Origin of the sequence: Micromonospora sp. NPDC049047, from assembly GCF_040649135.1 — a bacterium.
Classification (GTDB): domain Bacteria; phylum Actinomycetota; class Actinomycetes; order Mycobacteriales; family Micromonosporaceae; genus Micromonospora.
In genome coordinates, this window is the sequence record NZ_JBEZEY010000004.1 from 220,326 (window position 1) to 246,984 (window position 26,659).

The 26,659-nt window shown below is 70.9% G+C and carries 26 protein-coding genes and 1 pseudogene; 10 read left to right on the top strand and 17 right to left on the bottom strand.

From position 1 onward, the window contains the following. Positions 1-260: 260 nt before the first annotated feature. Positions 261-1,040, bottom strand: a complete 780-nt coding sequence (locus tag AB0B86_RS09120; protein ID WP_357413049.1) for a DeoR/GlpR family DNA-binding transcription regulator — start codon at positions 1,038-1,040, stop codon at positions 261-263. Positions 1,041-1,251: 211 nt separating this feature from the next. Continuing rightward, on the bottom strand, positions 1,252-3,594 hold the full coding sequence (locus AB0B86_RS09125) for a beta-galactosidase (RefSeq protein WP_357413047.1): 2,343 nt from the start codon (positions 3,592-3,594) through the stop codon (positions 1,252-1,254). Between the two features lie 349 nt (positions 3,595-3,943). Here AB0B86_RS09125 and AB0B86_RS09130 point away from each other — a divergent pair, with 349 nt between their 5' ends. Continuing rightward, the gene (locus AB0B86_RS09130) at positions 3,944-5,668 is read left to right on the top strand and encodes an exo-alpha-sialidase (protein WP_357417084.1); all 1,725 of its coding nucleotides are present in this window, start codon (positions 3,944-3,946) and stop codon (positions 5,666-5,668) included. 65 nt (positions 5,669-5,733) lie between these two features. Here AB0B86_RS09130 and AB0B86_RS09135 read toward each other — a convergent pair whose 3' ends face one another. The 4 genes from AB0B86_RS09135 to AB0B86_RS09150 all read right to left on the bottom strand — a co-directional run bounded on the left by AB0B86_RS09135 (position 5,734) and on the right by AB0B86_RS09150 (position 7,296). Continuing rightward, positions 5,734-6,348, bottom strand: a complete 615-nt coding sequence (locus AB0B86_RS09135; RefSeq protein WP_357413043.1) for a malonic semialdehyde reductase — start codon at positions 6,346-6,348, stop codon at positions 5,734-5,736. Then, positions 6,345-6,899, bottom strand: a complete 555-nt coding sequence (locus AB0B86_RS09140; protein ID WP_357413041.1) for a flavin reductase family protein — start codon at positions 6,897-6,899, stop codon at positions 6,345-6,347. The genes AB0B86_RS09135 and AB0B86_RS09140 overlap by 4 nt, the downstream gene beginning before the upstream one ends. Beyond that, positions 6,896-7,087 carry a hypothetical protein gene (locus tag AB0B86_RS09145; RefSeq protein WP_357413039.1) on the bottom strand — a complete coding sequence of 64 codons (192 nt, stop codon included), beginning with the start codon at positions 7,085-7,087 and terminating at the stop codon, positions 6,896-6,898. The genes AB0B86_RS09140 and AB0B86_RS09145 overlap by 4 nt, the downstream gene beginning before the upstream one ends. Positions 7,088-7,218: 131 nt before the next feature. Next, the gene (locus AB0B86_RS09150) at positions 7,219-7,296 is read right to left on the bottom strand and encodes a putative leader peptide (protein ID WP_357413074.1); all 78 of its coding nucleotides are present in this window, start codon (positions 7,294-7,296) and stop codon (positions 7,219-7,221) included. A gap of 248 nt (positions 7,297-7,544) precedes the next feature. Here AB0B86_RS09150 and AB0B86_RS09155 point away from each other — a divergent pair, with 248 nt between their 5' ends. Continuing rightward, positions 7,545-7,724 carry a DUF4236 domain-containing protein gene (locus AB0B86_RS09155; protein ID WP_124770697.1) on the top strand — a complete coding sequence of 60 codons (180 nt, stop codon included), beginning with the start codon at positions 7,545-7,547 and terminating at the stop codon, positions 7,722-7,724. 84 nt (positions 7,725-7,808) lie between these two features. Here the strand turns inward: AB0B86_RS09155 and AB0B86_RS09160 are convergent, their stop codons facing one another. After that, complete coding sequence (locus AB0B86_RS09160) at positions 7,809-8,684, bottom strand: hypothetical protein (protein ID WP_357413037.1); 876 nt, start codon at positions 8,682-8,684, stop codon at positions 7,809-7,811. 25 nt (positions 8,685-8,709) lie between these two features. Continuing rightward, positions 8,710-9,231 carry a VOC family protein gene (locus AB0B86_RS09165; protein WP_357413035.1) on the bottom strand — a complete coding sequence of 174 codons (522 nt, stop codon included), beginning with the start codon at positions 9,229-9,231 and terminating at the stop codon, positions 8,710-8,712. A 49-nt stretch (positions 9,232-9,280) separates the two neighbouring features. On the opposite strand from AB0B86_RS09165, the gene AB0B86_RS09170 reads away from it, so the two are divergent. Both AB0B86_RS09170 and AB0B86_RS09175 read left to right on the top strand, forming a co-directional pair. Further along, positions 9,281-9,742, top strand: coding sequence for a MarR family transcriptional regulator (locus AB0B86_RS09170; RefSeq protein WP_357413072.1), 462 nt, complete (start codon positions 9,281-9,283; stop codon positions 9,740-9,742). A 57-nt stretch (positions 9,743-9,799) separates the two neighbouring features. Further along, entirely contained in the window at positions 9,800-11,470 is a 1,671-nt protein-coding gene (locus tag AB0B86_RS09175) for a tetratricopeptide repeat protein (RefSeq protein ID WP_357413033.1), read from the top strand. A 114-nt stretch (positions 11,471-11,584) separates the two neighbouring features. Here the strand turns inward: AB0B86_RS09175 and AB0B86_RS09180 are convergent, their stop codons facing one another. Together AB0B86_RS09180 and AB0B86_RS09185 are read right to left on the bottom strand one after the other, a co-directional pair. Beyond that, positions 11,585-12,958 (bottom strand): ATP-binding protein, encoded by a 1,374-nt coding sequence (locus AB0B86_RS09180; protein ID WP_357413070.1) that lies wholly within the window; start codon positions 12,956-12,958, stop codon positions 11,585-11,587. A gap of 74 nt (positions 12,959-13,032) precedes the next feature. Next, positions 13,033-13,689, bottom strand: a complete 657-nt coding sequence (locus AB0B86_RS09185) for a response regulator transcription factor (RefSeq protein ID WP_357413031.1) — start codon at positions 13,687-13,689, stop codon at positions 13,033-13,035. Positions 13,690-13,785: 96 nt separating this feature from the next. Between AB0B86_RS09185 and AB0B86_RS09190 the strand changes: the two genes are divergently transcribed. Beyond that, positions 13,786-14,895 carry a sigma-E factor regulatory protein RseB domain-containing protein gene (locus AB0B86_RS09190; protein ID WP_357413029.1) on the top strand — a complete coding sequence of 370 codons (1,110 nt, stop codon included), beginning with the start codon at positions 13,786-13,788 and terminating at the stop codon, positions 14,893-14,895. Positions 14,896-15,031: 136 nt separating this feature from the next. On the opposite strand, the gene AB0B86_RS09195 is transcribed toward AB0B86_RS09190, so the two are convergent. Beyond that, complete coding sequence (locus tag AB0B86_RS09195; protein ID WP_357413027.1) at positions 15,032-15,658, bottom strand: SGNH/GDSL hydrolase family protein; 627 nt, start codon at positions 15,656-15,658, stop codon at positions 15,032-15,034. 144 nt (positions 15,659-15,802) lie between these two features. On the opposite strand from AB0B86_RS09195, the gene AB0B86_RS09200 reads away from it, so the two are divergent. Then, positions 15,803-18,097: an ATP-binding domain-containing protein gene (locus AB0B86_RS09200; RefSeq protein WP_357417089.1), complete on the top strand. Its 2,295-nt coding sequence runs from the start codon at positions 15,803-15,805 to the stop codon at positions 18,095-18,097. An 88-nt stretch (positions 18,098-18,185) separates the two neighbouring features. On the opposite strand, the gene AB0B86_RS09205 is transcribed toward AB0B86_RS09200, so the two are convergent. Further along, positions 18,186-18,605, bottom strand: a complete 420-nt coding sequence (locus tag AB0B86_RS09205; RefSeq protein ID WP_357413068.1) for a hypothetical protein — start codon at positions 18,603-18,605, stop codon at positions 18,186-18,188. A gap of 181 nt (positions 18,606-18,786) precedes the next feature. On the opposite strand from AB0B86_RS09205, the gene AB0B86_RS09210 reads away from it, so the two are divergent. Both AB0B86_RS09210 and AB0B86_RS09215 read left to right on the top strand, forming a co-directional pair. Next, positions 18,787-20,829: a glycerophosphodiester phosphodiesterase family protein gene (locus AB0B86_RS09210; protein WP_357413023.1), complete on the top strand. Its 2,043-nt coding sequence runs from the start codon at positions 18,787-18,789 to the stop codon at positions 20,827-20,829. A 178-nt stretch (positions 20,830-21,007) separates the two neighbouring features. Then, positions 21,008-21,385, top strand: a complete 378-nt coding sequence (locus AB0B86_RS09215; protein WP_357413021.1) for a hypothetical protein — start codon at positions 21,008-21,010, stop codon at positions 21,383-21,385. Positions 21,386-21,456: 71 nt separating this feature from the next. On the opposite strand, the gene AB0B86_RS09220 is transcribed toward AB0B86_RS09215, so the two are convergent. From AB0B86_RS09220 to AB0B86_RS09235, 4 genes and pseudogenes are all read right to left on the bottom strand, one after another. Further along, positions 21,457-22,419 (bottom strand): sporulation protein, encoded by a 963-nt coding sequence (locus tag AB0B86_RS09220; RefSeq protein WP_357413019.1) that lies wholly within the window; start codon positions 22,417-22,419, stop codon positions 21,457-21,459. A gap of 192 nt (positions 22,420-22,611) precedes the next feature. Beyond that, on the bottom strand, positions 22,612-23,637 hold the full coding sequence (locus tag AB0B86_RS09225) for a HEAT repeat domain-containing protein (RefSeq protein WP_357413016.1): 1,026 nt from the start codon (positions 23,635-23,637) through the stop codon (positions 22,612-22,614). 124 nt (positions 23,638-23,761) lie between these two features. Beyond that, entirely contained in the window at positions 23,762-23,983 is a 222-nt protein-coding gene (locus AB0B86_RS09230) for a DUF397 domain-containing protein (RefSeq protein ID WP_357413694.1), read from the bottom strand. Next, positions 23,980-24,153, bottom strand: a pseudogene (locus AB0B86_RS09235) (Scr1 family TA system antitoxin-like transcriptional regulator); the annotation flags it as partial. The pseudogene AB0B86_RS09235 and the gene AB0B86_RS09230, both read right to left, overlap by 4 nt. Between AB0B86_RS09235 and AB0B86_RS09240 the strand changes: the two are divergent. Both AB0B86_RS09240 and AB0B86_RS09245 read left to right on the top strand, forming a co-directional pair. Next, positions 24,152-24,388: a hypothetical protein gene (locus tag AB0B86_RS09240; protein WP_357413698.1), complete on the top strand. Its 237-nt coding sequence runs from the start codon at positions 24,152-24,154 to the stop codon at positions 24,386-24,388. The pseudogene AB0B86_RS09235 and the gene AB0B86_RS09240 sit on opposite strands and share 2 nt — an antisense overlap. A 220-nt stretch (positions 24,389-24,608) precedes the next feature. After that, on the top strand, positions 24,609-25,814 hold the full coding sequence (locus AB0B86_RS09245) for an MFS transporter (RefSeq protein WP_357413692.1): 1,206 nt from the start codon (positions 24,609-24,611) through the stop codon (positions 25,812-25,814). 67 nt (positions 25,815-25,881) lie between these two features. Here AB0B86_RS09245 and AB0B86_RS09250 read toward each other — a convergent pair whose 3' ends face one another. Next, positions 25,882-26,658 carry a DeoR/GlpR family DNA-binding transcription regulator gene (locus AB0B86_RS09250; RefSeq protein WP_357413690.1) on the bottom strand — a complete coding sequence of 259 codons (777 nt, stop codon included), beginning with the start codon at positions 26,656-26,658 and terminating at the stop codon, positions 25,882-25,884. Between the last annotated feature and the right edge of the window lies 1 nt (position 26,659).

Below are 26,659 nucleotides of genomic sequence, written 5' to 3' on the forward strand. Positions count from 1 at the left end.
CGTTTTCTCCCGGTGGGGTGAGGGACGATGCGGGCTCCGAGTGCGCCGGGCTGACGCGTCGGCGCTGGCCGGAGGCACGGCTGGGGTCCACCGGCCGCGACCGACACGGATCACGGCATTCACAAAGACCGATGAGATGGAATGCTGCACCCGATTGAATCAAGATGCAAGAAGTAAGCCGCAATTTCGCATCGAGTTACATCTTGTCGGCGGGCCGTACTCAGACGGGTGCTCCGGCAGACCGATCCAGAGGCCGACCCTCAGACCTGGACCACCTTCACCCCGGCCTGCTCGACGAGGCTCACCTGCTGCGGGTCCGCGGCCCGGTCGGTGATCAGGGTGTCGATGTTGCCCAACGGGCAGATCCGGTTGAAGCTGCGGCGGCCCAGCTTGGAGGCGTCCGCGACGACTATCGTCCGCGCGGCGCTGGTCACCATGACGTGGTTGACCGCCGCCTCGCCGTCGTTGTGGGCGCTGGCGCCGTGCTGGTGGTCGATCGCGTCCACCCCGAGCACGACGACGTCCAGCGCCACGGACGCGAGCATCGTCTCCGCGATACGACCGACCAGCTCGTACGACTGCGGGCGGGCCGTGCCACCGGTGAGCACCACCCGGATGTGCGGACGCACGATGAGCTCGTGGGCGATGTTCAGCGCGTTGGTCACCACGGTGGCCTCGGACAGCTGCCCGCTTCCGTCGGTGCGCAACGCGAGCGCCCGGGCCACCTCGGTCGTCGTGGTGCCGCCGTTGAGCCCGACAGTGCTACCCGGTGGGATCAGCGCCAGGGCCGCCGCGGCGATCCGCTGCTTCTCCGACGCCTGCCGCACCGCCTTGTAGCGCAGCGGCAGGTCGTAGGAGACGTTGGTGACGACGACGCCGCCCCGGGTGCGCGTCACCAACTGCTGGGTGGCCAGCTCGTCGAAGTCACGACGGATTGTCGCCGCGCTCACGCCCAGCTCGCGGGCTGTGGACTCGATCTCGAGTTGACCCTCGACGGCGACCATCTCCAGGAGCCGGTGCCACCGCTCGCGCTGGTTCACGTCTCACTCCGGTCGCTCCGCCCACCCATGCGGCCATCTTTGCATCTCCGATGCAACGCCCGTACCGCACCACGACGCCATGGACAGATCACCGCGACGGGCGAGGCCCGGCGGGTGACCCGCTGCGGCCGCCGTACCGCAACAGGTCACCCGCCGGCCCCACCGTCCCGCCCGACGACTACCCGGGCGGGCGTCAGGTGCCCCGGCGACGTCAGGCCGGGGTGAGCCGCCAGTGCTGGGCGGCGCTGCCGGTGTCGGTCTGCTGCACGATCACGGCCCCGTTGGTCGTCGCCCCGCCGGCCACGGCCAGGACCTTGCCGGTCTGCACGTTGACGAGCTTCACGAAGTCGCCGGACGCCGTGACGACCCGCCACTGCTGGTTACCGCCGCCCGTCGCGGTCCACTGGATGACCCGCGCCCCGTCCGCCGTGGAGCTCGCCTCGACGTCCGCGAGCAGACCCGAGCTGACGCTGGTCATCGTGGTGACGGCACCCACCGCGCCGGCCATCAGCCACGCCTGGTTGGCACCGCCGTTGGGGGTCCACTGGATCAACTGCACGCCGGTGACCCGGGACAGGTCCGGCACGTCGAGGGCCTTGCCGCTGGCCCGGTTGACGACAGTGTGCCGGACCGCGCCCGACTGGCCGCTCAGGGTGGCCTCGAACGAGATCGGCTGGGCCTGCGTCTGGTGCAGGTCGAAGACGACGATCTCGTTGGTGCCGACCCGCAGCCACGGCGCCGGGCAGTAGAGCCGCTGCTGCGGCCCCACCTTCCAGTAGCGGCCCAGGTTGCGGCCGTTGACCCAGACCACGCCCTTGGTCCAGCGGGACATGTCGAGATACGTGTCGCCGGTCTGGGTGAGGCTCACTGTGGCCTTGAAGAAGATGCCGGGCCGCGAGCTGTTGGTGATCACCGGACGGAGGCCGGCCACGAACGCCTCGTCGACGGGCAGCAGGTGGGTCTGCCAGTTGGTCAACGTGCCGGTCAGGGTGCCCGCGTCGACGAGTGCCACCCGTTCGGTGATGCCCTTGCGGTCGACAAGCGCCTGGCCGTAGTTGTTGCGGCCCATGCCCTCGACCAGGATGTCGAGCGTGGGGCTGCCGCTGGCCGAGGTCTTCAACGGCAGCGGCGCGTCCTGCACCGTCACGCCGAGCGGCGTGGTGTAGGCCGCCGGGAGGTTGCTCCGGGACAGGCCGCCCTGGTAGACGCCGTCGAGGAACACCGTCGCGTAGTCGCGCACCGACCTGATGTCCAGCGTCGCCCGGGTGTAGCCGGGCAGCACGCGGCGGTACAGCATGAAGCCGGAGTTCTGCCCGTACATCTCCATCGGTTGCGGGTTCGTCTGGGTCGACAGTGCGGCCGGCAGGTTGTCCCAGAGCGAGGCGTACGGCGCCGGCAGCACCGCCTGCCCGCCGGTACGCACGATGGTGGGGATCGGCGCCGGCACGGCCGGCAGCGTCACCCCGAGGGCCGTGCCGATGATCTCGCGGTAGGTCGGATACAGCCGCGACGGGCCGCCCTGCTCGGTGATCGGCGCGCCGTAGTCGTAGGTGGTGACGTCCGCCTGGTAGCCGGACCCGTTGTCGGCCGCGTTCGCGCCGGCCGAGTACCCGAAGTTCGTGCCACCGTGGATCATGTAGATGTTGAACGACAGCCGGCCGGCCATCAGGCCCCGCAGCTGGGCGGAGATGTCGGTGTTGGATCCGGCGAAGCCGCCGTCGCCCCAGTGGGTCAACCAGCCCGGGTAGAGCTCGCCGGACATGGCCGGGACGGTCGGGAAAGACTTGCGCGCGGCGGCGATGGCGGCGGCGTCACCACCGCTGAGCGCGATCGCGCCACCGGTGACGACAGTCCGGTTGCCCTGCACCTGGCCGAGACCGTCCTCGGTGTAGAACGGTCCGGTGATCCCGGCCCGCAGCCACAGCTGTCGCAGTTCCTCCAGGTAGACGACGTCGTTGCCGTACGAGCCGTACTCGTTCTCGATCTGCACCATCAGGATCGGTCCGCCGTTGGCCACCATCAGCGGCTTGACCACCGCGGCGAGCGCGTTGATGTAACGCGTGACGGCGGCCATGTAGTTGGGGTCGGCGGCGGTGCGGACCCGCAGCCTGATGCTCGGGTTACGCAGCAGGTACGGCGGTAGGCCACCGAGGTCCCATTCGCCGCAGACGTACGGGCCGGGACGCAGCAGCACGTACATGCCCTCGGCCTGGCACAGGCGGATGAAGCCGGCGATGTCCCGCCGATCGGTGGTGAAGTCGAAGACGCCCTGCCGTTCCTCGATGTGGTTCCACATCACGTAGATGGCGATCGTGTTCATGCCCATCGCCTTGGCCATCTGGATCCGGTGCCGCCAGTACTGCACCGGGATGCGGGCCGGGTGCATCTCGCCGCTGCGGATCTGGAACGGCTGGCCGTCGAGCAGGAAGTTGCTGCCGTCGGCGGAGAACCCGAAGGTCTGCGCCGCCATCGCGGCGTTGGCCGGGCCGCCCGAGGTCAGCATCGCCGCGAACGGACTGAGCACGCCGAGGGTGAGGACTTGGCGCCGTTCCATGGAGTCTCCTTCGGACAGGCGTCGCCGACGGCGGTCGCGGGCCGGGGGCGGGCCCGATCGCCGAGATGACGAAGGTGGTCGATGTAGTCGAGCCTGCCAGACGACGCAACATGATGTAAATATGTGTGCCCTATCCGGCATCTTCGATCAGAGCAGCCCGCTGTCGCACCGTCCCCCCGGACGCCCGCGCCGCCGCGCACCCTCCCGCATCGATCTATTGACGACCGGTGTGGCGTCCGGTTAGCGTCCCGACATCAGATATCCGACGTCTTACGCCTTACTTCCCCCGTTCGCACCCCCGTCCCCCGGAAGGAATCCTGTGTCTCCTGTCCGAGCACTGTCGCGCCGAGTGACAGCGGTCGTGGCCGCCGTCCTCGGCGTGGCCGCGATCCTGCCCGCCACGCCCGCTCACGCCGCCCCCGCGGGCGTGAGCGCCACCGCCAGCGCCGACTGCACGACCGGCCGGCTCAACCTGCGGCTCACCAACGGCAGCACCACCGCGCAGACCTTCACCGTCACCTGGCCGGGGCGCACCAACTCGCCCTGGACCCGCACCGTCGCAGCCGGCAGCAGCAGCAACGAGCTGTTCTGGACTCTCCCGCCGGGCACCGCGTACACCCTGCGCACGACCACCCCGACCGGCCTGGACGACACCTCGGCCGGCATCTTCCACTGCGGCACCGGCATGTCCGCGCTCGCCAGTTACGACTGCACCGCCGGCCGGCTCCAGCTCGCCCTGGAGAACCGCACCACCACCGCCCGGGACTTCACCGTCACGTGGCCCGGTCGCACCGGGTCACCGTGGACCCGCAGCATCGCCGCCGGGGGTAACTACCTGCACTACTGGACCGTCGGCGCCGGCACCGCGTACACCCTGCGGGTCACCGCGCCCGGTTTCGACACCACAGTGCGGGGCACCGCCGGCTGCGGCCTCGCCGCCGGCACCCCGCAGATGAACGCCACAACGGTCATCAGCACGCAGTCGGTCATCCGCAACCTCAACGGCCCCAACGGCCGCTACGACGGCACCTCCGCCTCGGTCCGCATCCCGGGCATGGCCGTCACCAACAACGGCACCGTCATCGCCGTCGCCGACGCCCGGATCAACGGCTCGTACGACCTCGGTGGCGGCACCAACAACATCCAGATCGCCATGACCCGCAGCACCGACGGCGGTCGTACCTTCGACCAGCCGCGCATCATCCACGCACCCGCCACCACAAGCGAGGGAGCTGGCGACCCGAGCCTGCTGGTGGACCGCCGGACCGGCACCGTCTACTGCTTCTTCACGTACTCCCCCCGGCCGGGCATCAGCTTCTGGTCCGGCTCGTCCGGCCTCAACACGGCCAACGACCCGAACAGCCTGCACCTGCAATACATCACCAGCCGGGACAATGGCGCCACCTGGAGCACCCCGGTCGAGCTGAACCCGACGATCAAGGTCGCGAGCTGGCAGCAGACGTTCTTCTCCTCCGGGCACGGCATCCAGACCAGCACGGGCCGCTTGATCCAGCCGTTCGTCTACCGCGACGGTGCGGGTCTCACCCAGACCGCCAACGTCTACAGCGACGACAACGGCGTGACGTGGCGACGCGGTGGGCCCGCTGGCGGGAACATCAACGAGAGCAAGGCGGTCGAGCGCGGCACCGGGGCCATCGTGCAGAACATGCGGCACAACAGCACCCGTAGCCGGTTCTACTCCACGTCCACGGACGGCGCTGTGACGTTCGGCCCGGCCACGGCCAGCGCCCTGCTGACCGACCCGCTCTGCAACGCCGACGAGATCTCCTACCTGCGCCCGTCCGAGGTGGGCGCGAACGGCGCTCCGGTGCGCACCCGCACCGCCCTGTTCAGCAACAACGCGGCCCCGGCCGCGCGCAACGACCTCACCGTCCGGCTCTCCACCGACGACGGTGCCAGCTGGCCCGCCCGTGCGCTGGTCAAGCCGGGCGGCGCGGGCTACTCCACGATGGCCGTGCTGAACGACGGCACTGTCGGCAACCTGTACGAGGTGGGCAACACCGGCGGGATCTTCTTCGCCCGCTTCACAGTCGACTGGGTCAAGGGGGCCTGATCCGCGAACCACCCCGCCCCCGGTGCCGGCACCACGCCAGCACCGGGGGCGGTCCCGTTCCCCGCTCAGCCGAGGGTGCGGATCACCTCCCCGGTGTCCAATCGGGGCAGGCGTCCAACTCGCGCGTCCGGGACCGGGTGCCCGAGATTGAGTAGGAGCAGCACCTCGTGCCGACCGTCGGGGAAGAACTCGCGCTGCACGCCTGCGGCATCGAAGCCCGCCATCGGGCCGGCGGCGAGACCCGCCGCGCGGACACCGACGATCAAGTAACCGATCTGCAGTGTCGCGTTGAACCGGGCCTGCTCGACCCGCGCCGCCCGATCCGCCAGCCAGTCCCGGGCCTGCGGCCGGTGGGGGTACAGCTCCGGCAGCCGCTGGTGGAAGTCCACGTCGGCGGCGAGGACCGCGGTCAACGGGGCGGCTGCCGTCTTCGCCCGGTTACCGCTGGACAGGTACGGCAACAGCCTCGCCCGGGCTGCCGCCGAGCGCAGCAGCAGCACTCGCAGCGGCTGGCCGTTGTACGCCGTCGGCCCGTACCGGACCAGCTCGTGGATCGCCGCGATCTGGGCGTCGGTGACCTGCTCGTCGGTGAACGTGTCGGCCGTTCGGGCCTCCCGGAACAGCAGGTCCTGGGCGGCCCGGTCGAGCGCGAGCAGGTGCGGCGTGGTGGGTGCGCTCACACCTCGACCGCCGTGGTGTAGCCGCCCCGGTGGTGTACCAGGGGCGCGCCGTCGCCGCCGTCGCCGAGGGCGAGCGGCTCGGCGATCACCAGCGTGTGGTCGCCGGCCGGCACCCGGTGCGCCACCCGGCAGAGCAGCCGGGCCAGCACACCCGTCAGCAACGGCACCCCGAACGGTCCGGAAGTCCAGTACGGGTACGCGGCGAACCGGTCGATGCCGCTCGTCGCGAAGACCGTTGCGGCTTCCTGCTGCCCGGCGGTCAGCAGGTGCACAGCGACGTGCTCCGCGCGGGCGAGGACCGGCCAGCTCGACGAGGTCACTCCGAGGCAGAACGAGACGAGCGGAGGATCCAGCGACACCGACGTGAACGAGGTGGCGGTGAACCCCGCCCGGATCGGTGCGCCGATCCCGCCCAGGCAGGCGGGGTCGGTGGCGCGGGCAACTGCGGTGACCACTGTGACGCTGGTGGCCTGCCGACGCAGCAGCGCACGGAACAGGTCCCGGTCCACCGGCTGCAGTGTGTCCTTCACGGGACGCTCCACTGTGGTCATGCCGACACCAGTGTCGACGCGGCGTACGCGCTGACCGGTCGGGATAGACCGTCGTGCTCGCGCAGCGTACGGCAGGTGTGCTCGGTGCGGAACAGGGCAGCCTGGAGGCGGTGCCGGGGGTGTCGCCAGGCGGCCTCGTGGTGGCCGACACCCATCAGGATCGCGTCGAGGTGCGGGGTGCGAGGCATGCGGAGTCTCCTGATCTGTCCACGACGGGAACGGGGACGCCCGGGTGAGGGCGCGAAGGCACGCTGCTCCGCGTTGAGCGGGCGGGCGGTGGGGGTGCGGTGTTGGAGTCGAGCCGGATGGACCGGTCAGCTCAACAGAGCGCGCTCGCGTGCCGGACCAGGTCGATGTGCACACGAGCGGTGAGGTGAAGCTCATCGCGCTGCGACATGACCTCATGTTGCCGGGACCGGGATCAGGTGGTCAATGGCCTTCCAGAAGATGAGACTTGCATCGCCGCCGATGTTACGAAGCATCTTCAGCAGCGTATACCGCGCGGCAACACCTATCTGCTGAGTAGAGATTGGGGCGCGCGGCCGGCACTGTCCAGGACGGACACCGAGATGGTTTCAAAAGTTGCCGGTCCGGGCATGTTCGATCTCGACACGGCAGGGAAACGGTGACGAGGGGAGTCCTCCGATGGGCCTCATGTTTCGCAAGCGCAAGAAGTACGGTCCGATCATCCTGAACTTCACCGAGAACGGATTCTCCTCGTGGAGCATCAAGATCGGGCGCTGGTCCTGGAACTCCAGGGCTCGGGCGCACCGGGTCGACCTGCCGGGTCCGCTGTCCTGGAAGCAGGACAAGTCCCGGTCGTAGCCTCCCGGGAGTCGAGCGGGGTGCCGGTGATTCACCGGCACCCCGCTCGGCGTCTGCGGGTCCGCAGCGCGACGTTTGGCGTGCTCAGCGGGTCGGCGTGATGACCTCGTCGCCGGCGAGCCTGCCGGCCTCGCGGTCACGTCGCACCTCGCCCGCGTCGAGCAGGTCGGCAAGCGCGCGATTGGCGTCGGCGGCCCGGTAGACGGTCGTGGTGAGGGTGTGCCGACGCAGCTCGGTGACCGGTCGGGGCCCAACCCGGCGCAGCTCCGCCAACAGCTCGCCTGCCAGCGGTTCGAGGTCGGGATCGCCTGTCACCTCGACTGTCGCGCCGCTCGCGTCGCGGTAGCGTACGCCGAGGTCCGCCCCGACCGCCCAGAGCGCGTCGCGGACCGCCTCCAGACTCCGGTCCGAGCGACTGCCGAACGCGATCACGCCGATTGCCTCGTCGTCGGGCAGCACCGGTGTCAGCTCGGCCACCAGGGGAAAGCCGACCGCGACGAGCGCGTCACGGGTGCTGGCGCCGGCATGCAGCAGCACCTCCCCGGTGCGTCCGTTGGCGGCGGCGCTCAGCAACTCCCGGCTCGCCGCACCGGGCAGGGCCACGAAGGAGAACAGCGGTGAGCCGGCCGCGCCGGCCGCCTTCGCGGCGACCGGCAGCCGGTCCGGGGTGCCGGGCAACAGGTGCACGGTGACCTCGGCGGGCAGCTCCGCCTCGACCGGGCCGAGGCGGACCGGCAGGTCGGGCGCGTCGTCGGCCAGCACCAGCACCGTCACCTGCCGGCCGCGCAGCTGGTCGGCGTGCGCGGCGACCAACTGCAGCGCGGCCACCGCGGTGCCCGCGTCGGTGCCGGCGAGCGCCACTGTCGCCCGCCGGGAGCGGTGCAGGGCGGTGGGCAACCAGGTGGTCAGCTGGCGGACCAGCAGGGCGCGGAGAAAATCGTTCGTCCGGTCGGTCGGCATCGGTCCGTTGTACCGTACGACCTGCTCAGACCGGCACCGAGATCCCCACCCCGCCCCGGGTCTGACCGCCGTAGCGCCGCCGCTCGGCGTCCAGGTCGAGCCGACCGATCTGCTTGCGGGCGGTCAGCGCGGCGTCGTCGAGCAGGTCGGCGGGGACCAGCCAGACGATCTCGAACTCCAGACCGTCGGGGTCCCGCCCGTAGAGGCTCTTGGTGGTGCCGTGGTCGGAGGTGCCGCCCAGAGCCCCGGCGGCGGCGAGCCGCTCGGCGGTGACGGCCAACTCGTCGAGGGTGTCCACCTCCCAGGCGAGGTGGTAGAGGCCGACGGTGGTCCGGCCGGCGGTCGAGCGCCCGGCACCGGCACCGATCTCGAACAGGCCGAGGTCGTGGTCGTTAGTGGAGTCGGGAGCCTGGAGGAAGGTGGCGCCCCGGAAGCCGTCCGGGGTCATCGCCACCGCCCGGAAGCCGAGCACGTCCCGGTAGAACGCGACGCTGCGGGCGAGGTCACTGACGTAGAGGACCGCGTGGTTGAGCCGATGGATACCCATGACCCGAGGTTAGCGCGTTTTTGTTGAACGTTCAACTATTTGGGCTATGATGGGGGTCATGACCCGCTGGCTGGACTCCGACGAACAACGCACGTGGCGCGCGTACCTCACCGCCTCCCGAGCGTTGATGGACACGCTCGACCGCGAGCTGCAACGCGACGCGGGCATGCCACACGCGTACTACGAGATCCTGGTCCGGCTCTCCGAGGCCCCCGGGCGCCGCCTGCGGATGAGCGACCTGGCCGAGGCCGCGGGGTCGTCACGCAGCCGACTCTCCCACGCGGTGGCCCGGCTGGAGGCGGCCGGATGGGTGCGTCGCGAGGACTGCCCCACCGACCGGCGTGGGCAGATCGCGCTGCTCACCGACGAGGGTTTCGCCACCCTCGCGGCCGCCGCGCCCGGCCATGTCGAGGGGGTACGCCGGCATCTGTTCGACGCGTTGAGCCCCGCTCAGGTCGACCAGTTGCGCCGAATCAGCGAAACCCTGGCCGACCACCTGAGGAGATCCTGACCAATCGACACCGGCGCGGGTCTTGTACTTACCGTCGCCGAATGAGCACGATGGGGCGTGTCTTCCGGCTTCGGTGAACTGACTGACCAGGCGCACCACCTCGTGTCGGCCGGCGATCTGGCCGGTGCGCAGCAACTGCTCGCCGACGCGCTCACCGACGCCGACCCCCGACCGGCAAACGCCACAGCGGAGTTGGCCGACGCGGCCAGCCTCCAGGCGCGGGTGTTGGTCGCCCTCGGTGAACCGCACTCCGCCCGTGGCTGGGCCGCCTACGCGTACGCGGCCACCACCCGACTGCACGGCCGGTCCGACCCGCGCACGGTGGCCGCCGCGGCGACCCTGGCCGCGGTGCTGCACCGGGTCGGCAGCCACTCCCGGGCCGCTCGGCTCTACCAGGAAGTCATCATCGAGCTGACCGCACAGGACGGCCCCGAGTCGCTGCGGGTGCTCGCCGCGCACGCCGACCTGGCCACCGTCGAGTACGCCCGGGGCCAGTGCACTGTCGCCCGGGACCGACTCCAGGACGCCTGGGAGTTGCACAGGGAGGTCTACGGCGACGGGCATCCCAGCGGCATCAAGATGCTGGCGCGGCTCGGGTCGATGCAGCGCGACTGCGGGCAGTTCACCGAGGCGCACGACAACCTGGCGCTGGCCCGTGAGCTGTGCCGACAGCACCTTCCCGCCGGGGATCCGCTTGCCGCGCAGGTGGCGGCCCTGGCCCGGGCGGCGGCCAATCCCGGCCACGCCTGCGCCGACAACCCGCCCACCGCACAGGACACACCTGTGGTGCCGGCCGCCCGCGTCCCACCGCACGACGACCACCCGACCGAGGACGACCACCAGCCGCCGGCCCCGGCTGCCCATCCGGCCGGATCGACGGCCGGCGGCACGGTGCCGAATCCGCGCACGCCGGCCGACGAACCGGTCGGGTCGACGGGCACCAGGTGGCCGCCCGAGTCGGCGCAGGAGCCGCCGTCCCCCGGCACCGACACACCGGTGCCCCCATCGGTGATCGGGCTGGCCGGCGGCACCGAGGAGCAGCCCGGGGTGTACCGGCTGCACCGCCCCGCCACGCCGGCCGACCCGTACCAGCCGTCCGAGGCATACCCGCCGTCCGACGCATACCCGCCGTCCGACGCATACCCGCCGTCCGACGCATACCCGCCGTCCGACGCATATCCGCCGGTTGAGCCGTACACGCCGTCGCGTCTGCTGCCGGTCCCCGTGCACCGGGCACCGGCGGCCCAGCGCAACCGGCTGGTGCCGGTGCTGGTGGCCGGCGTGGTCGTGGTGCTGCTCGGCGCGGCGGCGGTGATCGCCGGGGTGGCCCGGGTCGACGGCGACGACAAACCGACCCCGCCGCCGGCGAGCGGCTCCCCCACCCCCAGCCCGCCGGTCGCCACCGCGCCAAGCTCGGGCGGTGCCGCGCCCACACCGGCCGACACCGGGGTCCCGCCCGGGAGTCCGCCCGGCGCGGTGACCCTACGCGACACCCGGGACAGCATCTCGCTCAACTGGACCTACCCGGCCGGCAGCGAGGGTCCGGTGGTCATCGCGGGCGGCCGTAGCGGGCAGGATCGCAACGTCTTCGCGACCCTGCCCGCCGGCACCACCAGCTACGTCATCTACGCGCTCAACCGCACGAACGACTACTGCTTCACCGTCGCCGTGGTCTGGTCGACCGACACCGTCGCCAACTCCGAGCAGGTCTGCACCCGCCGCCGCTGACCGGCCCGCCGCGTCGGTCGGCCCGCGGAAGCCCGCGTGGATCAGGCCGCGTGACTGTGCCGTCTGCTGACGCAAAGCGGAGGCTCCGCGGTCGGTGGGCGGGTGCCGCCACCATCACCGCGCGTCAACAGTCGGGGCCGGCACCGCCGGCAGCAGCAGGCACACCCGCAACCCGGGCTCGTGCGGCGCGTCGCTGAGGGTGATGCTGCCACCGGCGCGTCGCACCAACTCCCGAACGATGGCCAGCCCCAGGCCGGCGCCGCCCTCGTCGCGGGCCCGGCCGTCGTCCAGCCGGGTGAACCTGTCGAACACCCGCTCCCGGTCCGCCGCCGGAATCCCCGGGCCGTCGTCGGTCACCGTCACCAGGTGGTACGCCCCGACGGCAGACCCGGCCGTGCGCCGCGCCGTCGAGGTCGCCTCGGCGGCGAGGAGCACATCGGCGCGTGCGTGCCGGACCGCGTTGTCGACCAGGTTGGTGAGCACCCGTCGCAGTTCGTCGGCAGTGCCGCTCGTCCACAGCGGTCCCGGCGGCAGGGCCACCCGCACCGGCGACGCCGGGTAGCGGGCGGCGACGTCGGTCAGCAGCGCGCCCAGCTCCACCGGGCCGGTCCCCCGGGCCGGTGCGGCCTCGTCCAGGCGGGCCAGCAGCAGGAGATCATCGACCAGGCGGCTCAGCCGGTCGGTGTCGGCAAGCAGGTTGGCGGTCACCGCCGTCCAGTCCGTCCGGTCCGCGAGGCGCTGCGCCACCTCCAGCTCGGTCCGGATGTTCGTCAACGGGCTGCGCAGCTCGTGCGCGGCGTCGGAGACGAACGCCCGTTGGCGCACCCGGCCGGACTCCAGCCGGTCCAGCATGCCGTTGAGGGTGACCGCCAACCGGTGGATCTCGTCGGCCGACGCGGGCACCGGCAGCCGGCCGGTACCGGCCCGTCCGGTGATCTCCTCGGCGCCCCGACGTAACGCCTCGACGGGCCGCAACGTCGCGCCCACCACCCGCCACGCCACGCCGGCCAACACGGCCACCAGCAGTGGGAAGGCCACCAGCAGGATGACCCGGACCACGTGGGTGCTCTGCCGCACGTCGGCCATCGACCGGGCGACAAGCACTGTGAGCGGGTCGGTCGCCGTGCCGGCGGGCACCGTCACCACCTGGACCGGGCCGGTGAGCCCGACCCGCTCCGCCGGCACGTCAAGCCGTTGCCGCTGGTCCTGGCGCAGCCGCTCCGGGCGGACCATCGGGACGAGCCGGTCGGCGTCGATCGAGGCGGCCCTGATCCGCCCCTGCCCGTCGACGACCTGGACGCGGACCTGCCCGCCGGCCACCGGCAACGGGTCGGGCAGCACGTCCTCGGCGGCGAGCAGGGCGACCGCGTCGGCGGTCCGGAAGGCCTCGGTGTCGACGTTTCGCTGGAGTACGAAGCGGAGCGCGCCGAGCAGCACCACCCCGCCCAGGGCCAGCCCGATGGTGAGGCCGAACACTCCGATCGCCATCAGCCGCCCGCGCAGCCCCAGCACCGGCAGCCGGCCCTGCCACCCGCGACGGGCCCACACCGGCCCGTCAGTGCTCACGTCGCGAGCCGGTAACCGGCGCCCCGGACCGTCTCCAGCCGGTCCCGGCCGAGCTTGCGGCGCAGGTAGCCGACGTACACCTCGACGATGTTCGGGGCGGTTTCCAGGCTCGCGTTCCAGACGTGGTCCAACAGCTCGATCTTGGAGATCACCTGGCCGGGCCGACGCATCAGATAGTTCAACAGCGCGAACTCCCGGGCGGTGAGCGTCACCTCGGTGTCCGCCCGGGTCACCCGCCGGCGGGCCGGGTCCAGTCGCAGGTCACCGACCGCGAGCACCGCCGGGCGTTCCGGTGCCCCGCGGCGCAGCAGCGCCCGCAGCCGGGCCAGCAACACCACGTACGAGAAGGGTTTGGTCAGATAGTCGTCCGCGCCGCAGTCGAGGCCGTCGGCCTGGTCGTACTCGCCGTCCTTGGCGGAGAGCATCAGCACCGGCAACCAGTGCTGCTCCGCCCGCAGCGTGCGGACCAACTCGTAGCCGGAGAGGCCGGGCAGCATCACGTCGAGGATCATCGCGTCGTACCCGCCGTGCCGGGCCGCGTCCAGGCCGGCCGGCCCGGTCCGCGCCACGTCCACCGCGAACCCCTCCGCCCGCAGGCCGCGTTGCAACGCAGCCGCCAACCGGGCCTCGTCCTCCACCACCAGCAACCGCACCGCTCAAGGGTGCCACCCGGATTCAACAATCGGCGCCCGGCGTCCTCAGCACGTTCTCAGCGCCGAGGGAGGAGGATGGTGGTAGGAGGTGCCACCATGTCCGTCCTGAGAAGCCGTCCCGTCCTTCGTTGGCTGGTCCCGGCCACCGCTGCCGTCGCCGTCATCGGCGGTGGAGCGGCGGTCGGCACGTTCGCCGCCGAGGCCGAGCCCAGCCTGCCGCCGCGTACCGCCGCCCAGCTCCTTGTCGACCTGCAGACCTCCCGGCTGGAGGGGGTCTCCGGGACCGTCGTGCAGCGCGCCGACCTCGGCCTGCCGCCGCTGGCCGGGCTGCTCCCCGGCAATGAGCTGACCAGCATGGTGACCGGCACGCACACCCTGCGGGTCTGGTACTCCGGACCGGAGCGGCAGCGGGTCGCGCTGCTGGACACCCTCGGCGAGCAGGACGTGATCCGCAACGGCCGGGACGTGTGGACCTGGGAGAGCCGGACCAACACCGCCCGCCACCGCACCCTCGGCGACACCGACTCGGCAGGTGCCGCGCCCGACGCGCGGCCGAGTCTGCCGGCCACTCCGCAGCAGGCCGCCGACCTGGCGTTGGCCGCGATCGACCCGAGCACCGAGGTGAGCGTCGGCCGCTCGGCGACAGTCGCCGGTCAGGACGCGTACGAGCTGGTGCTCCAGCCGCGCGACACGGGTTCCCTGGTGCACCAGCTGCGGATCGCCATCGACGCCAAGCAGCACGTGCCGCTGCGCTTCGAGGTGCTCGCGAAGGGCAGTGACCAGCCGGCGTTCGAGATGGCCTTCACCCAGATCGACTACCGCCGGCCCGAAGCCGACCAGTTCGCCTTCAACCCGCCGCCCGGCGTGACCGTCACCGAGGAGAAGGCTGACCGGCCGGCCGCGGGTCGGCCCGGCCACGTCGAGGCGGCCGGCGATCCGCAGGTACGCGCGGTGGGCACCGGCTGGACGACAGTGCTTGTCGCCCGCCTCGACGGGGCGGTCGGTGGCAGGTCGGGCGCCCCGGGGGCCGGCGTGCCGGACGCAGACGTGTCCAAGCTGCTCGGCGGGCTGACGGCGGTCAGTGGCGACTGGGGCAGCGGCCGGTTGCTCACCAGCAAGCTGTTCAGTGTCCTGCTCACCGACGACGGACGGGTCCTCGCCGGGGCGGTCACCCCCGAGCGGCTCTACCAGGCCGCGCGCGGCTGATCCACCCACCTCGCGCCGGGTCGACCCACCGGTCGCCCCGGCGCGTCGTCGTACCCGACCGAGGCCCGGCTCACCGCCCGATCGAGCCGATCAGTGCCCGACCGAGGCCTGGCTCACTGCGCGACCTAAGCCCTGCTCACTGCGCACCGAGGGCGCTGAGGTAGGCGTCGGCGAGCACCGCGTGGCCGGGCAGGTGCGGGTGCACGCGGTCATCGGCCCAGCGGCTCGACGGGCTGACCGTGAGCACCCTGTCGAACGCCGCCTGGTTGGGCACGTGCACCGCGTCGAACTCGGCGGCCAACCCCGCCACCACCGCCGCGTACCGGTCGGTGTCGGCGCGTTGCGGGACGCCACGGTCCGCCTCGATGAGAAACGGGTCACCGAGGATCAGCCGGCAGCCGGTGGCGTCGACCGCCCGACGCAGCAGGTCGCGCAGGGTGCGCTCGTACTCCTCGATGCCGACGGCCTCCGCCGGCCGATCGCCGTAGCGCCGCCAGATGTCGTTGATGCCGATCAGCACCGCGAGCCAGTCGGGCCGCTCGGCGATGGCGTCGTCGTCCCAGCGGGCGGCCAGGTCCCGTACCGTGTCGCCGCCCACACCCCGGTTGACCCAGGTCAGCTCCAGCTCGGGGTGCCGGGCCTCGACAAACGCACGCACCAGGCTCACGTAACCGGAGCCGTAGGGCGCGGCGATGTCGCGCCGACCACAATCGGTGATGCTGTCGCCGATGAACACCACGCGTTGCCCTGGGCGCAGGATCATCAGAAGCCACCTCGCGATCACCGGCGCCGACCCGCCGGGCTTGGTGAGAACCGGCGGAACCCGCTATCTTCAACAGTTCGAGGACACAAAAAAGAACGGCTAAAAGCCGTTCCTGCAAAGGATTCTAATCTTTAGGGAGATGGCTTGTCAAGGCACTCCGGCGGTTCCGGCGAATTGCCGCTCGACGACGAGATCGGTCGCGAGCAGGAGTACGTCTCGATGCTCTACGACCGCCTGGACGGGCTGCGTGAGCAGGCCGCCCACCGGCTCACCGCCGAGCTGCGCAACACCGGTGGCACCCTCCAGGACCGCTCGCAGCGCGACAGCTCCGTGGCGATGTACGCCGATCAGGTCGAGCAGTTCTCCGCGGTGGAGAACGGACTCTGCTTCGGCCGGCTCGACGGTGACGACGACTCCCGCCACTACATCGGCAGGATCGGCATTTTCGACACCTCCGGCGACTACGACCCGCTGCTGATGGACTGGCGGGCCCCCGCCGCCCGCGCCTTCTATCTCGCCACCGCCGCCAACCCGCAGGGCGTACGCCGCCGCCGGCACCTGCGTACCCGCCAGCGCAAGGTGACCGGGCTCAACGACGAGGTTCTTGACATCGATGCCGCCGCCCCCGGTGGCCACGAGGAGCTGACCGGTGAGGCGTCGCTGCTCGCGGCGCTCAACGCGGGCCGGACCGGCCGGATGCGCGACATCGTCGAGACCATCCAGGCCGAACAGGACGAGGTCATCCGCGCCGAACTGCCGGGCGTCATGGTGGTCCAGGGCGGCCCCGGCACCGGCAAGACCGCCGTCGCGCTGCACCGGGCGGCGTACCTGCTCTACACGCACCGCCGCGAACTCTCCAGCCGGGGCGTGCTGCTGGTTGGCCCGAACGCGACGTTCCTGCGCTACATCTCCCAGGTGCTGCCGACGCTTGCCGAGACCGGCGTGCTGCTGCGTACCCAGGGTGATCTTTTTCCCGGGGTGAGCGCCCAACGGACCGAACCGGCCGAGACCGCGGCGCTCAAGGGCCGGGCGGTGTTGGCGGAGGTACTGGCGCTTGCCGTCCGGGACCGGCAGTGGGTGCCGGACGAACCGCTGGAGATCGAGGTCGAGCGGGAGGCGCTGAGCCTCGACCCGGAGATCGTGCGCACCGCCCGGGACCGGGTGCGCCGGGTCGACCGGCCGCACAACCTGGCCCGCGGGCTGTTCGAGATGGAGATCGTGCACGCGCTCGCCGAGCAGGTGGCCGAGCGGATCGGCGCCGACCCGCTGGGCGGGGACAACCTGCTCGACGAGGCCGACCGGGCCGAGATCCGCCGTGAGTTGCGCGAGGAGTCGGAGGTTCAGGCCGCCCTCGACCGGCTGTGGCCGGTGCTCACCCCGCAACGCCTGCTCGCCGACCTGTATGCCGACCCGGACCGGATCGCCGCCGCCGCGCCGATGCTCACCGACGACGAGCGGGCGCTGCTGCGCCGCGAGCCCGGTGGCTGGACGCCGGCCGACGTGCCGCTGCTCGACGAGGCCGCCGAGCTGCTCGGCGAGGACGAGCGGGCCGCTGCCGCCCGCCGGGACCGCATCCGGATGATGGAACGGGAGTACGCCGAGGGTGTGCTGGAGATCGCCCGGGGATCCCGCTCGATCGACGTCGAGGACGAGGCCGAGGGCGGCGAGATCCTCGGCGTGACCGACCTGATCGACGCGGATCGGCTGCTGGAACGGCAGGAGGAGGCCGACCGGTTGACCACCGCGCAGCGGGCCGCCGCCGACCGGACCTGGGCGTTCGGTCACGTCATCGTGGACGAGGCGCAGGAGCTGTCGCCGATGGCGTGGCGGCTGCTGATGCGCCGCTGCCCGAGCCGGTCGATGACGATCGTCGGCGACGTCGCGCAGACCGGCGCGCTCAGCGGCACGGCCTCGTGGGCGGACGCCCTCGCCCCGTACGTGGCGCAGCGGTGGCGGCTTACCGAGTTGACTGTCAGCTACCGCACCCCGGCCGAGATCATGGCGGTCGCCGCCGACGTCCTCGCGGAGATCGACCCGGCGCTGCGGCCACCGCGCTCGGTGCGGGAGAGCGGCGTACCCCCGTGGGATCGGACGGTGCCGGACGAGCGGTTGGCGCCGGAACTCGTCGCGGCGGCCACCCGCGAGGTGGCCCGGATGGCCGAGGGCCGACTCGGCGTGCTCGTGCCGACCGGACGGGTCGGCGAGTTGGGCGCGGCGCTCACCGCCGCCCTGCCGGAGGCAGCCGTGGGCGAGCACCCGGAGCTGGAGAGCCGGGTGGTGGTGCTGACCGTCGCCCAGGCCAAGGGGTTGGAGTTCGACTCGGTGCTTGTCGTCGACCCGGACCGGATGGTCGCCGAGTCGCCGCGCGGCCGCAGCGACCTGTACGTCGCCCTGACCCGCGCCACCCAACGCCTGGGCATCCTCCGCCCCGCACGCTGACCCACCGGTCGATCATGAGGTTGACGTGGACTGTGCTCTTCCCACAGCCACGTCAACCTCATGACCACGCCGTCAAACGTGGGTGGGGTCAGTCGGTGGATCTGTCCTTGATGGACTTAGCCGGGGCGGTCGCGGACGTGGACTGGTCGCTGGTGCCGCCGCCCATCGGGGTGCTCAGGCCGCCGGTGGTGGCGTCCCCGGTCGTCGTCGGGGCCACCTTGCCCGGGTGTCGCTCGGGCTGGCGGGCCACCCGGCGCACGCTCGCCGGTCCGGCGGTGCCGCCGGTGGTGGTCACCGCACCCTGCCCACCGACGGGGCCACCGTCGCGCAACACCTGCGGATCGATCGGCTCGTTCGCTGGGTCGAGTGGATCGTCGCGCTGGATCTGGCTCTCCACGTCGGTGCGGGGCAGCGTCACCTCTTCGACGGCACCCTTGCCGTACACGCCTCCGGCGATCCGCTCCTCGGCCTGGCGGGCGGCATCCTGCCGCATGTCGTCCTCACGCACGATCATCACCTCGCAGAAGCTGTGGAACTGACTGCGTGCCCGACCACCGGCCGACCAAACCCGGGAGGTCGTCCACGGCGGTTCACCGTCGCGCCGCCCACTGGCCGCCTGCCCGCCGCCCGAGGTGTCCATGCTGTCCGGCGACCGGTGGGAGATGCCCACCGGCAGAGGGGATGACAGCGTGCGCACAGTACGCCGTACCGCCGTCGCGGCCCTGGTGGCCGCGACGGTGACGACCGGGCTCGCGGTGCCCGCCCAGGCGAAGCCGCGACCGGACCGGACATTCGACGTGCAGGCCCACCGCGGCGGCCTCGGGTTGCGGGTGGAGAACACCCTCGCGTCCTTCGGCAACGCCCTCCAACTCGGGGTGACCACCCTCGAACTGGACGTGCAGATCACCGAGGACGGTCAGGCCGTCGTCACCCACGACCGGAAGATCAGTGGCGCCAAGTGCACCGACACCGCGCCGGTGACTGCCGGCGACCCGGAGTTCCCGTACGTCGGGAAGTACCTCAACACGCTCACCGTGGCCCAGGTGCGCACACTGGACTGCGGCTCGAAGACGCTCGCCGACAAGCCGGGACAGGTCGCCGCGCCGGGCGCCCGGATGCCGCTGCTACGTGAGGTCTTCGCGCTGGTGAACCGCTACCGGGCGAAGGACGTGACGCTCAACGTCGAGACCAAGGTGGAGGCCGGCGCGCCGACCGAGACCGCACCCCGTGAGCAGTTCGTCCGGGTCACCGCGGCCGAGATCCGCGCCGCCGGGCTGCTCAGGCAGGTCACCATCCAGAGTTTCGACTGGGGCGCGCTGATGCGCATGCGCCAGGTCGAGCCGAAGCTGCCGCTTGTCGCCCTGACCAACTACGACTTCCTGCAGACCGGGCAGCCGGGCGCCTCGCCGTGGCTGGGCGGGCTGGACATCGACGACTTCGGCGGCGACCCGATCAGGGCGATCCGCAGCTTCGGCGCCAGCGCCTTCTCCCCCGTGCACGGCATGCCGCAGAACGGCACCGTCACCGACCCCGGCTACCAGCCGTACGTCACCAGGGAGATGGTCGCCGAGGCGCACCGTTACGGGATCAAGGTGATCCCGTGGACCGTCGACGACCTGCCGACAATGGCCAAGCTCATCGACGACGGCGTGGACGGCATGATCACCGACTACCCGGACCGGTTGCGCGGTCTCCTGGCGCAGCGCGGCTACCGGCTGCCCAAGGCCTACGCCTCGCCGTTCGACATCCAGGCACACCGGGGTGGTCGGGCCACCCGGCCGGAGAACACCCTGCCGGCGTTCGCGAACGCGTTGTCCAACCGGGCCATCTCCACGCTTGAGCTGGACACCGGGGTGACCGCCGACGGCAGGCTCGTGGTGCTGCACGACCGCACCGTCAACGGGTCGCACTGCGTCGACACCAAGCCGGTACGCCCCGGCGACCGGATGTTCCCGTACGTGGGCAAGCAGGTGCACCAGTTGACCCTGGCGCAGCTCAAGACCGTCGACTGCGGCACGAAGACGCTTCCCGAACTGCCCGCGCAGGTGCCCGCGCCGGGTGCCCGGATCCCGACCCTGGACGAGGTCTTCGCCCTGGTGAAGGCGAGCGGTCGCAGTGACATCGGGATGAACATCGAGACGAAGATCAGCCCGGTGGTGGACGACACCGAGCCGTACCGCAGCTTCACCCGCAAGCTTGTCGACGCCATCCAGCGCGCCGGCTTCACCAACCGGGCCACCATCCAGTCGTTCGACTGGCGCACCATCACCTACGCCCGCCAACTCGACAAGCGCATCGGCACCGTCGCGCTGGTCTGGCAGTACGGCCCCGCCGAGTGCGTCACCCTCGCCGACGAGTGCTCGTTGCAGGCGGCGTACGGCAACCCGTCGGTGCAGAGCCCGTGGACCGGTGGGCTGGACTGGTGGAAGTACCAGGACCTGGGCAAGCTGACCCGGGCCGCCGGTGCCGGCACTGTGTCGGCCAACTGGCAGGTGCACGACCCGAAGCAGGGCACCGTCGCCTCGGCCGACTGGTACCTGCGGGAGAACCCGGCATACTTCCACGGACCGGACGTGCGCACCCTGCAGACCCGGGACGGCCTGAAGGTGATCCCGTACACCGTCGACGACGCCACGGTGATGCAGCGGGTCATCGACCTCGGTGTCGACGGCCTCATCACCGACGACCCGGAGTTGTTGGTGCGCGTGGCCATCCGCAACGGCCTGCGCTGACCTGCTGACACGCTGGTCGCCGGCCGGATTTTTCCGGCCGGCGATCGGTGTTACCTGCTCCCGGCCCTCGGGTAGTCGGGGGTTGTCCCCGCCACGAAAGCGAACCGTGCCGTGGCCGAAACGCGGTAGCGGGGCGAGGGAATGCAGGTACGACTCATCGCATCCTGAGGAGGACCAGATGAGCACGCAGGCTGCTTCCACCCGGCCGATGAACCGGCCCATGAACGACCCGCAGAATCCGGCGTCGATGCAGAACACGTCGACGCAGCAGATGCCGGTTATGCACGACGGGCGTCGCAACGACATGCAGGCACCTGGTACGGAAACCAAGCAGGCGTTCAAGACCACCGAGTTTTGGATCTACCTGATCGCGGTGGCTGCCGTACTGGGCGCGTCGCAGGTCGTCGGGCAGAACTCGGCTGGGGTGGACATCTTCCGGGCCGACAACGCCTGGTTCCTGATCACCCTGCTGACGCTTGGCTACCTCGGTAGCCGGGGCCTGGCCAAGGCCGGCAGCGCCTGGCGCAGCGGCGACGAGCGCAAGGCCCGGCACTGACCGGCCAGCAGCTCACAGTGGCCTCCGGGAGACTCTCCCGGAGGCCACTGTGGTCGTTTGTGGACGGTGAGCTACTCGTCGCCGCCGAAGTCGCCGAAGTCGCCCTCGAAGGCGTCCTCGATCATCTCGCCGGCGATCATGCCGCCGGCGACACCGAGCGCCGCGCCGGCCACCATGCCGCCGACACCCATGCCGCCCCGGCCGTGGCCGTGCCCGTGGCCCGGGCCGTAACCGTGGCCGTACTGGGAGCGGAGGCTGCCGTAGCGGGACGTCGTCTCGCGCAGCCAACCGTCGACGACCTGCGCCCAGTCGACGCGGTCGACGTCGGTGTGCGCCACCTGGAAGCGGCCGAACGCGTCGTGCCCTGCGCTGAGGAAGCCGCCGCGCTTGTCGCACTCCAGGACCACCTCGACGCCGCGCTGGCTGGTCACGAAGGTCAGCTCGACCTCGTTGATCGTGCTCGCGTACTGCGGAGCGGCGAAGAACTCGATCTCCTGGTAGAACGGCAGCGTCTGCTGCACGCCCCGGATGTGACCGCGCTCCAGGTCGGCGTGCTTGAACCGGAAACCGAGCCGCTGGAACGCCTCCAGGATCCGCTCGTGCACCGGCAACGGGTGCACCGCCACCTGGTCCAGGTCGCTCTTGTCGACCGCGCGGGCGACCGCGAGCTCGGTGCGCAGGCCCATCGTCATGCCGTGCAGGCGCTGCCCGTACACGTCGGTGATCGGGGTCTCCCACGGGATCGGCAGCTGGAACGGGATCGAGAGCTGCTGCTTCGGGGCGAGCTGCAACGCGCCGCTGACCGCCATCCGGTGAAACTCGAGGGTGCCCGAGTATTCGGCGTCGTGCCCCTCGACCTCCACCCGGGTCACCAGACCGATCACCACCTGCTCGATGGCTGCCTCAGCGTCGCCACCGACGAGGTTGACCTGCCCGTCGAGGGTCAGGCCGGGCCGGGTGTTGGGGTTGGTCAGCACAGTGTCCACACTGGGACCGCCCACACCGAACGCGCTCAACATCTTCTTGAAGACCATCGGAACTCCTGTGCGACGCCGACCGCTCCAGGCTGGAGTCGGACGTTGACTCGACCGGCACCCTATCGAGCACCCCTGTGAGATGGCTGTGAAGCGCCAGGAGTCCGGCAGCACCTTTTGATCAACTCGGGCTCCTGAAAGTCGCGGTGTCCCGTTCGCCAGGACACCGCGACTTCGCTGAATCCGAGTCGATCAGCGGGTCAGATCCTCGATCGCCAGCTCGGCCGCCCGGACGGGATCGTTGCCGCCCCGGTTGAGTAGTCCGTCCAGGAACCAGTGGCCGGAGATGTCGGCGCCGTCGGTGATGTCGAGGTACAGGCCCAGGTCGCACCGCTCCCCGAAAATCGCGATCCGCAAGTCGGGGCGGAGCTTGTGCACGGTGTTCAGGAGCTGCCACGCCGACTCGTCGCGCTGGGAACGCCACGCCCTGTCACACTCGCGCACCGCCTCGGCGACCGCTTCCACGCTCGGATCGAAGCCCTCCAGCAGTGCCGACAGCGTCGGGTCGGCAAGGTACGCGGCGGCCTTGAGGGTGAACGGGTGGACCCCGTCCTGAGCGAGCAAGTCGCGTACCAGGGGAAGGGCCCGGGGATCCCGCCGTCGTGCCAATCCCCGCACGCCTTCCTCGCGTACCGCCGGGTGGGTGTCCTGGGTACGGTCCCACAGCGCCTGTCGGACGGCGTTCCCGTCCGCGGTGCTCACCCAGCCCAGGCCGAAGGTGGCCCACTCCCGAACCTCGGGTTCGACATCGGTGCACAGGTCGATCAACACCGCCTCGCCGGCCGCCTCCGGTGGGTCGTCGAGCACCGCCGGCACCGCCACCGCGACCTGAAAACGCACGTCAGAGTCCGGGCTCGCCGCGAGGGCCACCAGGGTCGGCAGGGCTCGGGCGTCGAAGGTGTCGCCGAGGGCGCGTGCGATCGACCAGTGCACCTCGGGGTCGGACTCGTGCGCCGCCAACCGGATCAGAGCGGTAGCGACCTCTTCGCGCACCTCCATGTTCAGACTGCTCGCCGCGCCGAGCAGGTCGCAGGCCGCCGCGCGAACCACACGGTCGGGATCCGAGAGTCTGCCGACAGCCAGCCCGACGGCCTCTGCACCCGAGTCGGCGGCGCGGCGAAGCAGGTCGGAGCCGTCGTCGGAGTCGCCCGACTCGACGACGCCACGCAGCTGCTGCACCGCCCGGTCGAACAACTCCGCCACCTCGTGGGACTCCACCGCCGGATGGTGCCACACCAGATGGTCGACGGCTGAGCCGTTTTAGCCGTGATCACCTCGGGTTCCTGGAAACCGCGGTGTCCCGGTTGACCGGGACACCCCGGTTTCCAGAAAGCCGAGTCGATCAGGGTTGGGTGCGGGCGAAGGCGCCGTCCTTCACCCCGGCGACGAACGCGGTCCACCCGGCGGCGCCGTAGACGAGTGTGGCCGCCGCGCGGTCCTTGCTGTCGCGTACCGCCACCCGACCAGACCCATCCAGCACCGGCCCCGCCTCGACGCAATTGCCGCCATTGTCCGGGCTTCTGGTGCTGACGTGCCAGGCCACGTTAGGCATGGACTCGCTCATGACAGCTCCTCCGCGAGTGCTGTTATCAGCTTCGCCGACTCGCTCACGCTGAGTGCGGCCTCCCTCAGGCGATCGTACGCGCGGACGTACCGAAGAGCTCTGCCCGACTCGAGTAACAGGCGACCGCCGAGGGTTTCGGCGTGGGCCACGTCGGGATACGGAGCTGGCATTCATCTGCCGGTGGTGGTCGACGACCTGGCTGGGGCCCTGGACCTGGCCCGGACGCTTGCTCGCGTGCTGGCCTCGATGCCGCAGGTCGACGTCGGCGGCACCACCGTCTCGGCCGAGGATACGCAGGACGTACGGCATTGGGTGTTCTGCGACCGCCTCATGGCCGTTGCGTACGCCAGGCCGACCACGCCGGAGCCTGCCTGCCCGGCGATGATCCCTAGGCTGGGCTCCTGATAGCGTGTTGATGTTGCACCTAGGGTTCCGCTCTCACCCGTGCTGGCGCGTGGGAGGTCAGTGACCGAGCGGTGCCAGCGTCGGATACTCCGGCGTCGCAACTGACGGGATAAAAGCCCTGAGGTCACTTTTGAGTGCCTTCAGGGAGGTTCGTGATGACGTCAGTTGGTGCCGCGTGAAGGCCTTGGGGCGCTACCGCCGGGTTTTGCAGGCTCGTCAAGTGCCGCGCTTGGTGTCAGCCATGGTTGTCGGTCGGCTGCCGAACGGCATGCGTCCTTTAGCCATCGTGCTCCTCGTTCATCAGCAGCAGGGTTCCTACGCGATAGCCGGGACGGCTCTGGCAGCGCTGATGATCGGAACCACCGCAAGCGCACCGTTTCGCGGGCGGGCCGTCGATCGATGGGGACAGTCACGCGTTCTGGTCGGCCTCGCCGTGTTGCAGACCGGCGCGCTTGCAGGGTTTGTCTCCGCCGCGCTGACCCGACAGGGCGCGCCGGTATTGTTTCTGCTCGCCGCCCTGATGGGTGCGACGAATTCCACGCTCGGCGGATCCATGCGGGCGCTGTGGCCCGTGGTCGTCGATGCGGACGACGACCTGCCGGTTGCCTACGCACTGCAGGCACTTCTTGAGGACCTGATTTCCGTGGCTGGCCCGCTGGCCGCTTCGCTGTTGCTATTGGTCACGTCACCCGCTGCGGTGCTCGGCCTGTCCGGAGTCGCGGCTGTGGCCGGGACCGCTGCCTTTGTCACCGCTCCCGCTTCCCGCTCCACCGGCGGGCGGACGGGCCAGCGCACGAGCGTGCTGGGAAGTTTGAGCGCGCCGGGGATGCGGCTGCTGATATGCACGCTCGCCTCCACGGGAGCCGTGATCGGGGTCCTCAACGTCGCCGTACCCGCTCTCGCCCAGAACCAGGGCACGCCCTCGGCTGGCGGCGTGCTGCTCGCGATCATGTCGGCCGGCAGCATGTTGAGCGGACTGTGCTATGGCGCCCCGAGATGGAAGACCAGCCCTGGCCGCCGTTACCTGTGGCTGACCGGCATTTTCGCGGCTATGGTCGCTCCCCTGCCGGCAGCAGGATCGGTCGAACAACTCGGCGGGTTACTCGTGCTCGTCGGACTTGCCTACGCACCCACCATGATCACGGCCTATCTCCTGCTCGATGACCTCGCTCCAGCCGGCACCCTCACCGAGGCATACACCTGGCTGGTCAGCGCCAACGCCGGCGGCGTCGCACTGGGCTCGGCACTCGCCGGTCTGGCCATGCAGCACGCCGGTATTCACTGGGCACTCGCCGTTGCTGCCGTCAGCGCCACCATCGGCCTCACCGTCGTGACCGTTCGCCGTGCCGCCCTGCTCACACTCGTCCCCGTCACCCAACCGGACACCGTAAGTGGTGTCCTCAAAGAATCACCACGATTGCAGTAGAGAGGACCCCAGCGCTCCTTCATCCGACATCAGGATCCTTTGACGACACACCCGGCAGCACCCGCCCCTAGCCGACCTCCACGACGACCAGCTCGCCGACCTGTTCGCCGATCGTGGTGCGGGCCTCGGTGGGCAGACCGGCGTCGGTGATCAGGACGTCGGCGGCCTCCAACGGGGCGATGGTGGCGATGCCGATGGTCTCCCACTTGGTGTGGTCGGCGAGCACCACGAGCCGGCGGGCGGCACCGATCAGACACCTGTTGACTCCGGCCTCCAACAGGTTGGGCGTGGTGAAACCGGTACGCGGGCTGAGCCCGTGCACGCCGAGGAAGAGCAGGTCGACGTTGAGGGCGCTGATCGCCGCCTCGGCCACCGGCCCGGTCAGGGCGTCCGACGGGGTACGGATGCCGCCGGTCAACACGACAGTCTGGTCGGCGCGCGGGTTCTGGTAGAGCGCGTCGGCCACCGGGATCGAGTTGGTGACCACTGTCAGCCCGCGTACGTCGGAGAGCAGGGTGGCAAGCCCGGCGGTGGTGGTGCCGGCGGAGAGGGCGATGGCCATCCCCGGCTCCACCATGCTGGCCGCCCGCTCGGCGATGGCCCGTTTCTCCGCCTGCTGCCGGATCGACTTGGCGGCGAAGCCGGGCTCCTCTGCCGAACCCGGCCCGGCGAGCGTCGCGCCGCCGTGCACCTTGTCCACCAGGCCGCGCTCGGCAAGCACCTCCAGGTCGCGGCGGATCGTCATGTCGGACACGCCGAACCGGCTGACGAGCTGACTCACCCGCACGCCGCCACGTTGGCGGATCAGATCGAGGATGGCGGTCTGCCGTTGTTGGGCGAGCAAC

What these genes read in the sequence shown, in the direction of transcription:
- AB0B86_RS09125 (WP_357413047.1), bottom strand. Translation starts at nt 3,594, where the DNA reads ATGGAACGGCGCCAAGTCCTCACCCTCGGCGTGCTCAGTCCGTTCGCG.
- AB0B86_RS09140 (WP_357413041.1), bottom strand. Translation starts at nt 6,899, where the DNA reads ATGACCACAGTGGAGCGTCCCGTGAAGGACACACTGCAGCCGGTGGAC.
- AB0B86_RS09145 (WP_357413039.1), bottom strand. Translation starts at nt 7,087, where the DNA reads ATGCCTCGCACCCCGCACCTCGACGCGATCCTGATGGGTGTCGGCCAC.
- AB0B86_RS09150 (WP_357413074.1), bottom strand. Translation starts at nt 7,296, where the DNA reads ATGTCGCAGCGCGATGAGCTTCACCTCACCGCTCGTGTGCACATCGAC.
- AB0B86_RS09155 (WP_124770697.1), top strand. Translation starts at nt 7,545, where the DNA reads ATGGGCCTCATGTTTCGCAAGCGCAAGAAGTACGGTCCGATCATCCTG.
- AB0B86_RS09160 (WP_357413037.1), bottom strand. Translation starts at nt 8,684, where the DNA reads ATGCCGACCGACCGGACGAACGATTTTCTCCGCGCCCTGCTGGTCCGC.
- AB0B86_RS09165 (WP_357413035.1), bottom strand. Translation starts at nt 9,231, where the DNA reads ATGGGTATCCATCGGCTCAACCACGCGGTCCTCTACGTCAGTGACCTC.
- AB0B86_RS09170 (WP_357413072.1), top strand. Translation starts at nt 9,281, where the DNA reads ATGGGGGTCATGACCCGCTGGCTGGACTCCGACGAACAACGCACGTGG.
- AB0B86_RS09180 (WP_357413070.1), bottom strand. Translation starts at nt 12,958, where the DNA reads ATGGCGATCGGAGTGTTCGGCCTCACCATCGGGCTGGCCCTGGGCGGG.
- AB0B86_RS09190 (WP_357413029.1), top strand. Translation starts at nt 13,786, where the DNA reads ATGTCCGTCCTGAGAAGCCGTCCCGTCCTTCGTTGGCTGGTCCCGGCC.
- AB0B86_RS09195 (WP_357413027.1), bottom strand. Translation starts at nt 15,658, where the DNA reads ATGATCCTGCGCCCAGGGCAACGCGTGGTGTTCATCGGCGACAGCATC.
- AB0B86_RS09215 (WP_357413021.1), top strand. Translation starts at nt 21,008, where the DNA reads ATGAGCACGCAGGCTGCTTCCACCCGGCCGATGAACCGGCCCATGAAC.
- AB0B86_RS09220 (WP_357413019.1), bottom strand. Translation starts at nt 22,419, where the DNA reads ATGGTCTTCAAGAAGATGTTGAGCGCGTTCGGTGTGGGCGGTCCCAGT.
- AB0B86_RS09230 (WP_357413694.1), bottom strand. Translation starts at nt 23,983, where the DNA reads ATGAGCGAGTCCATGCCTAACGTGGCCTGGCACGTCAGCACCAGAAGC.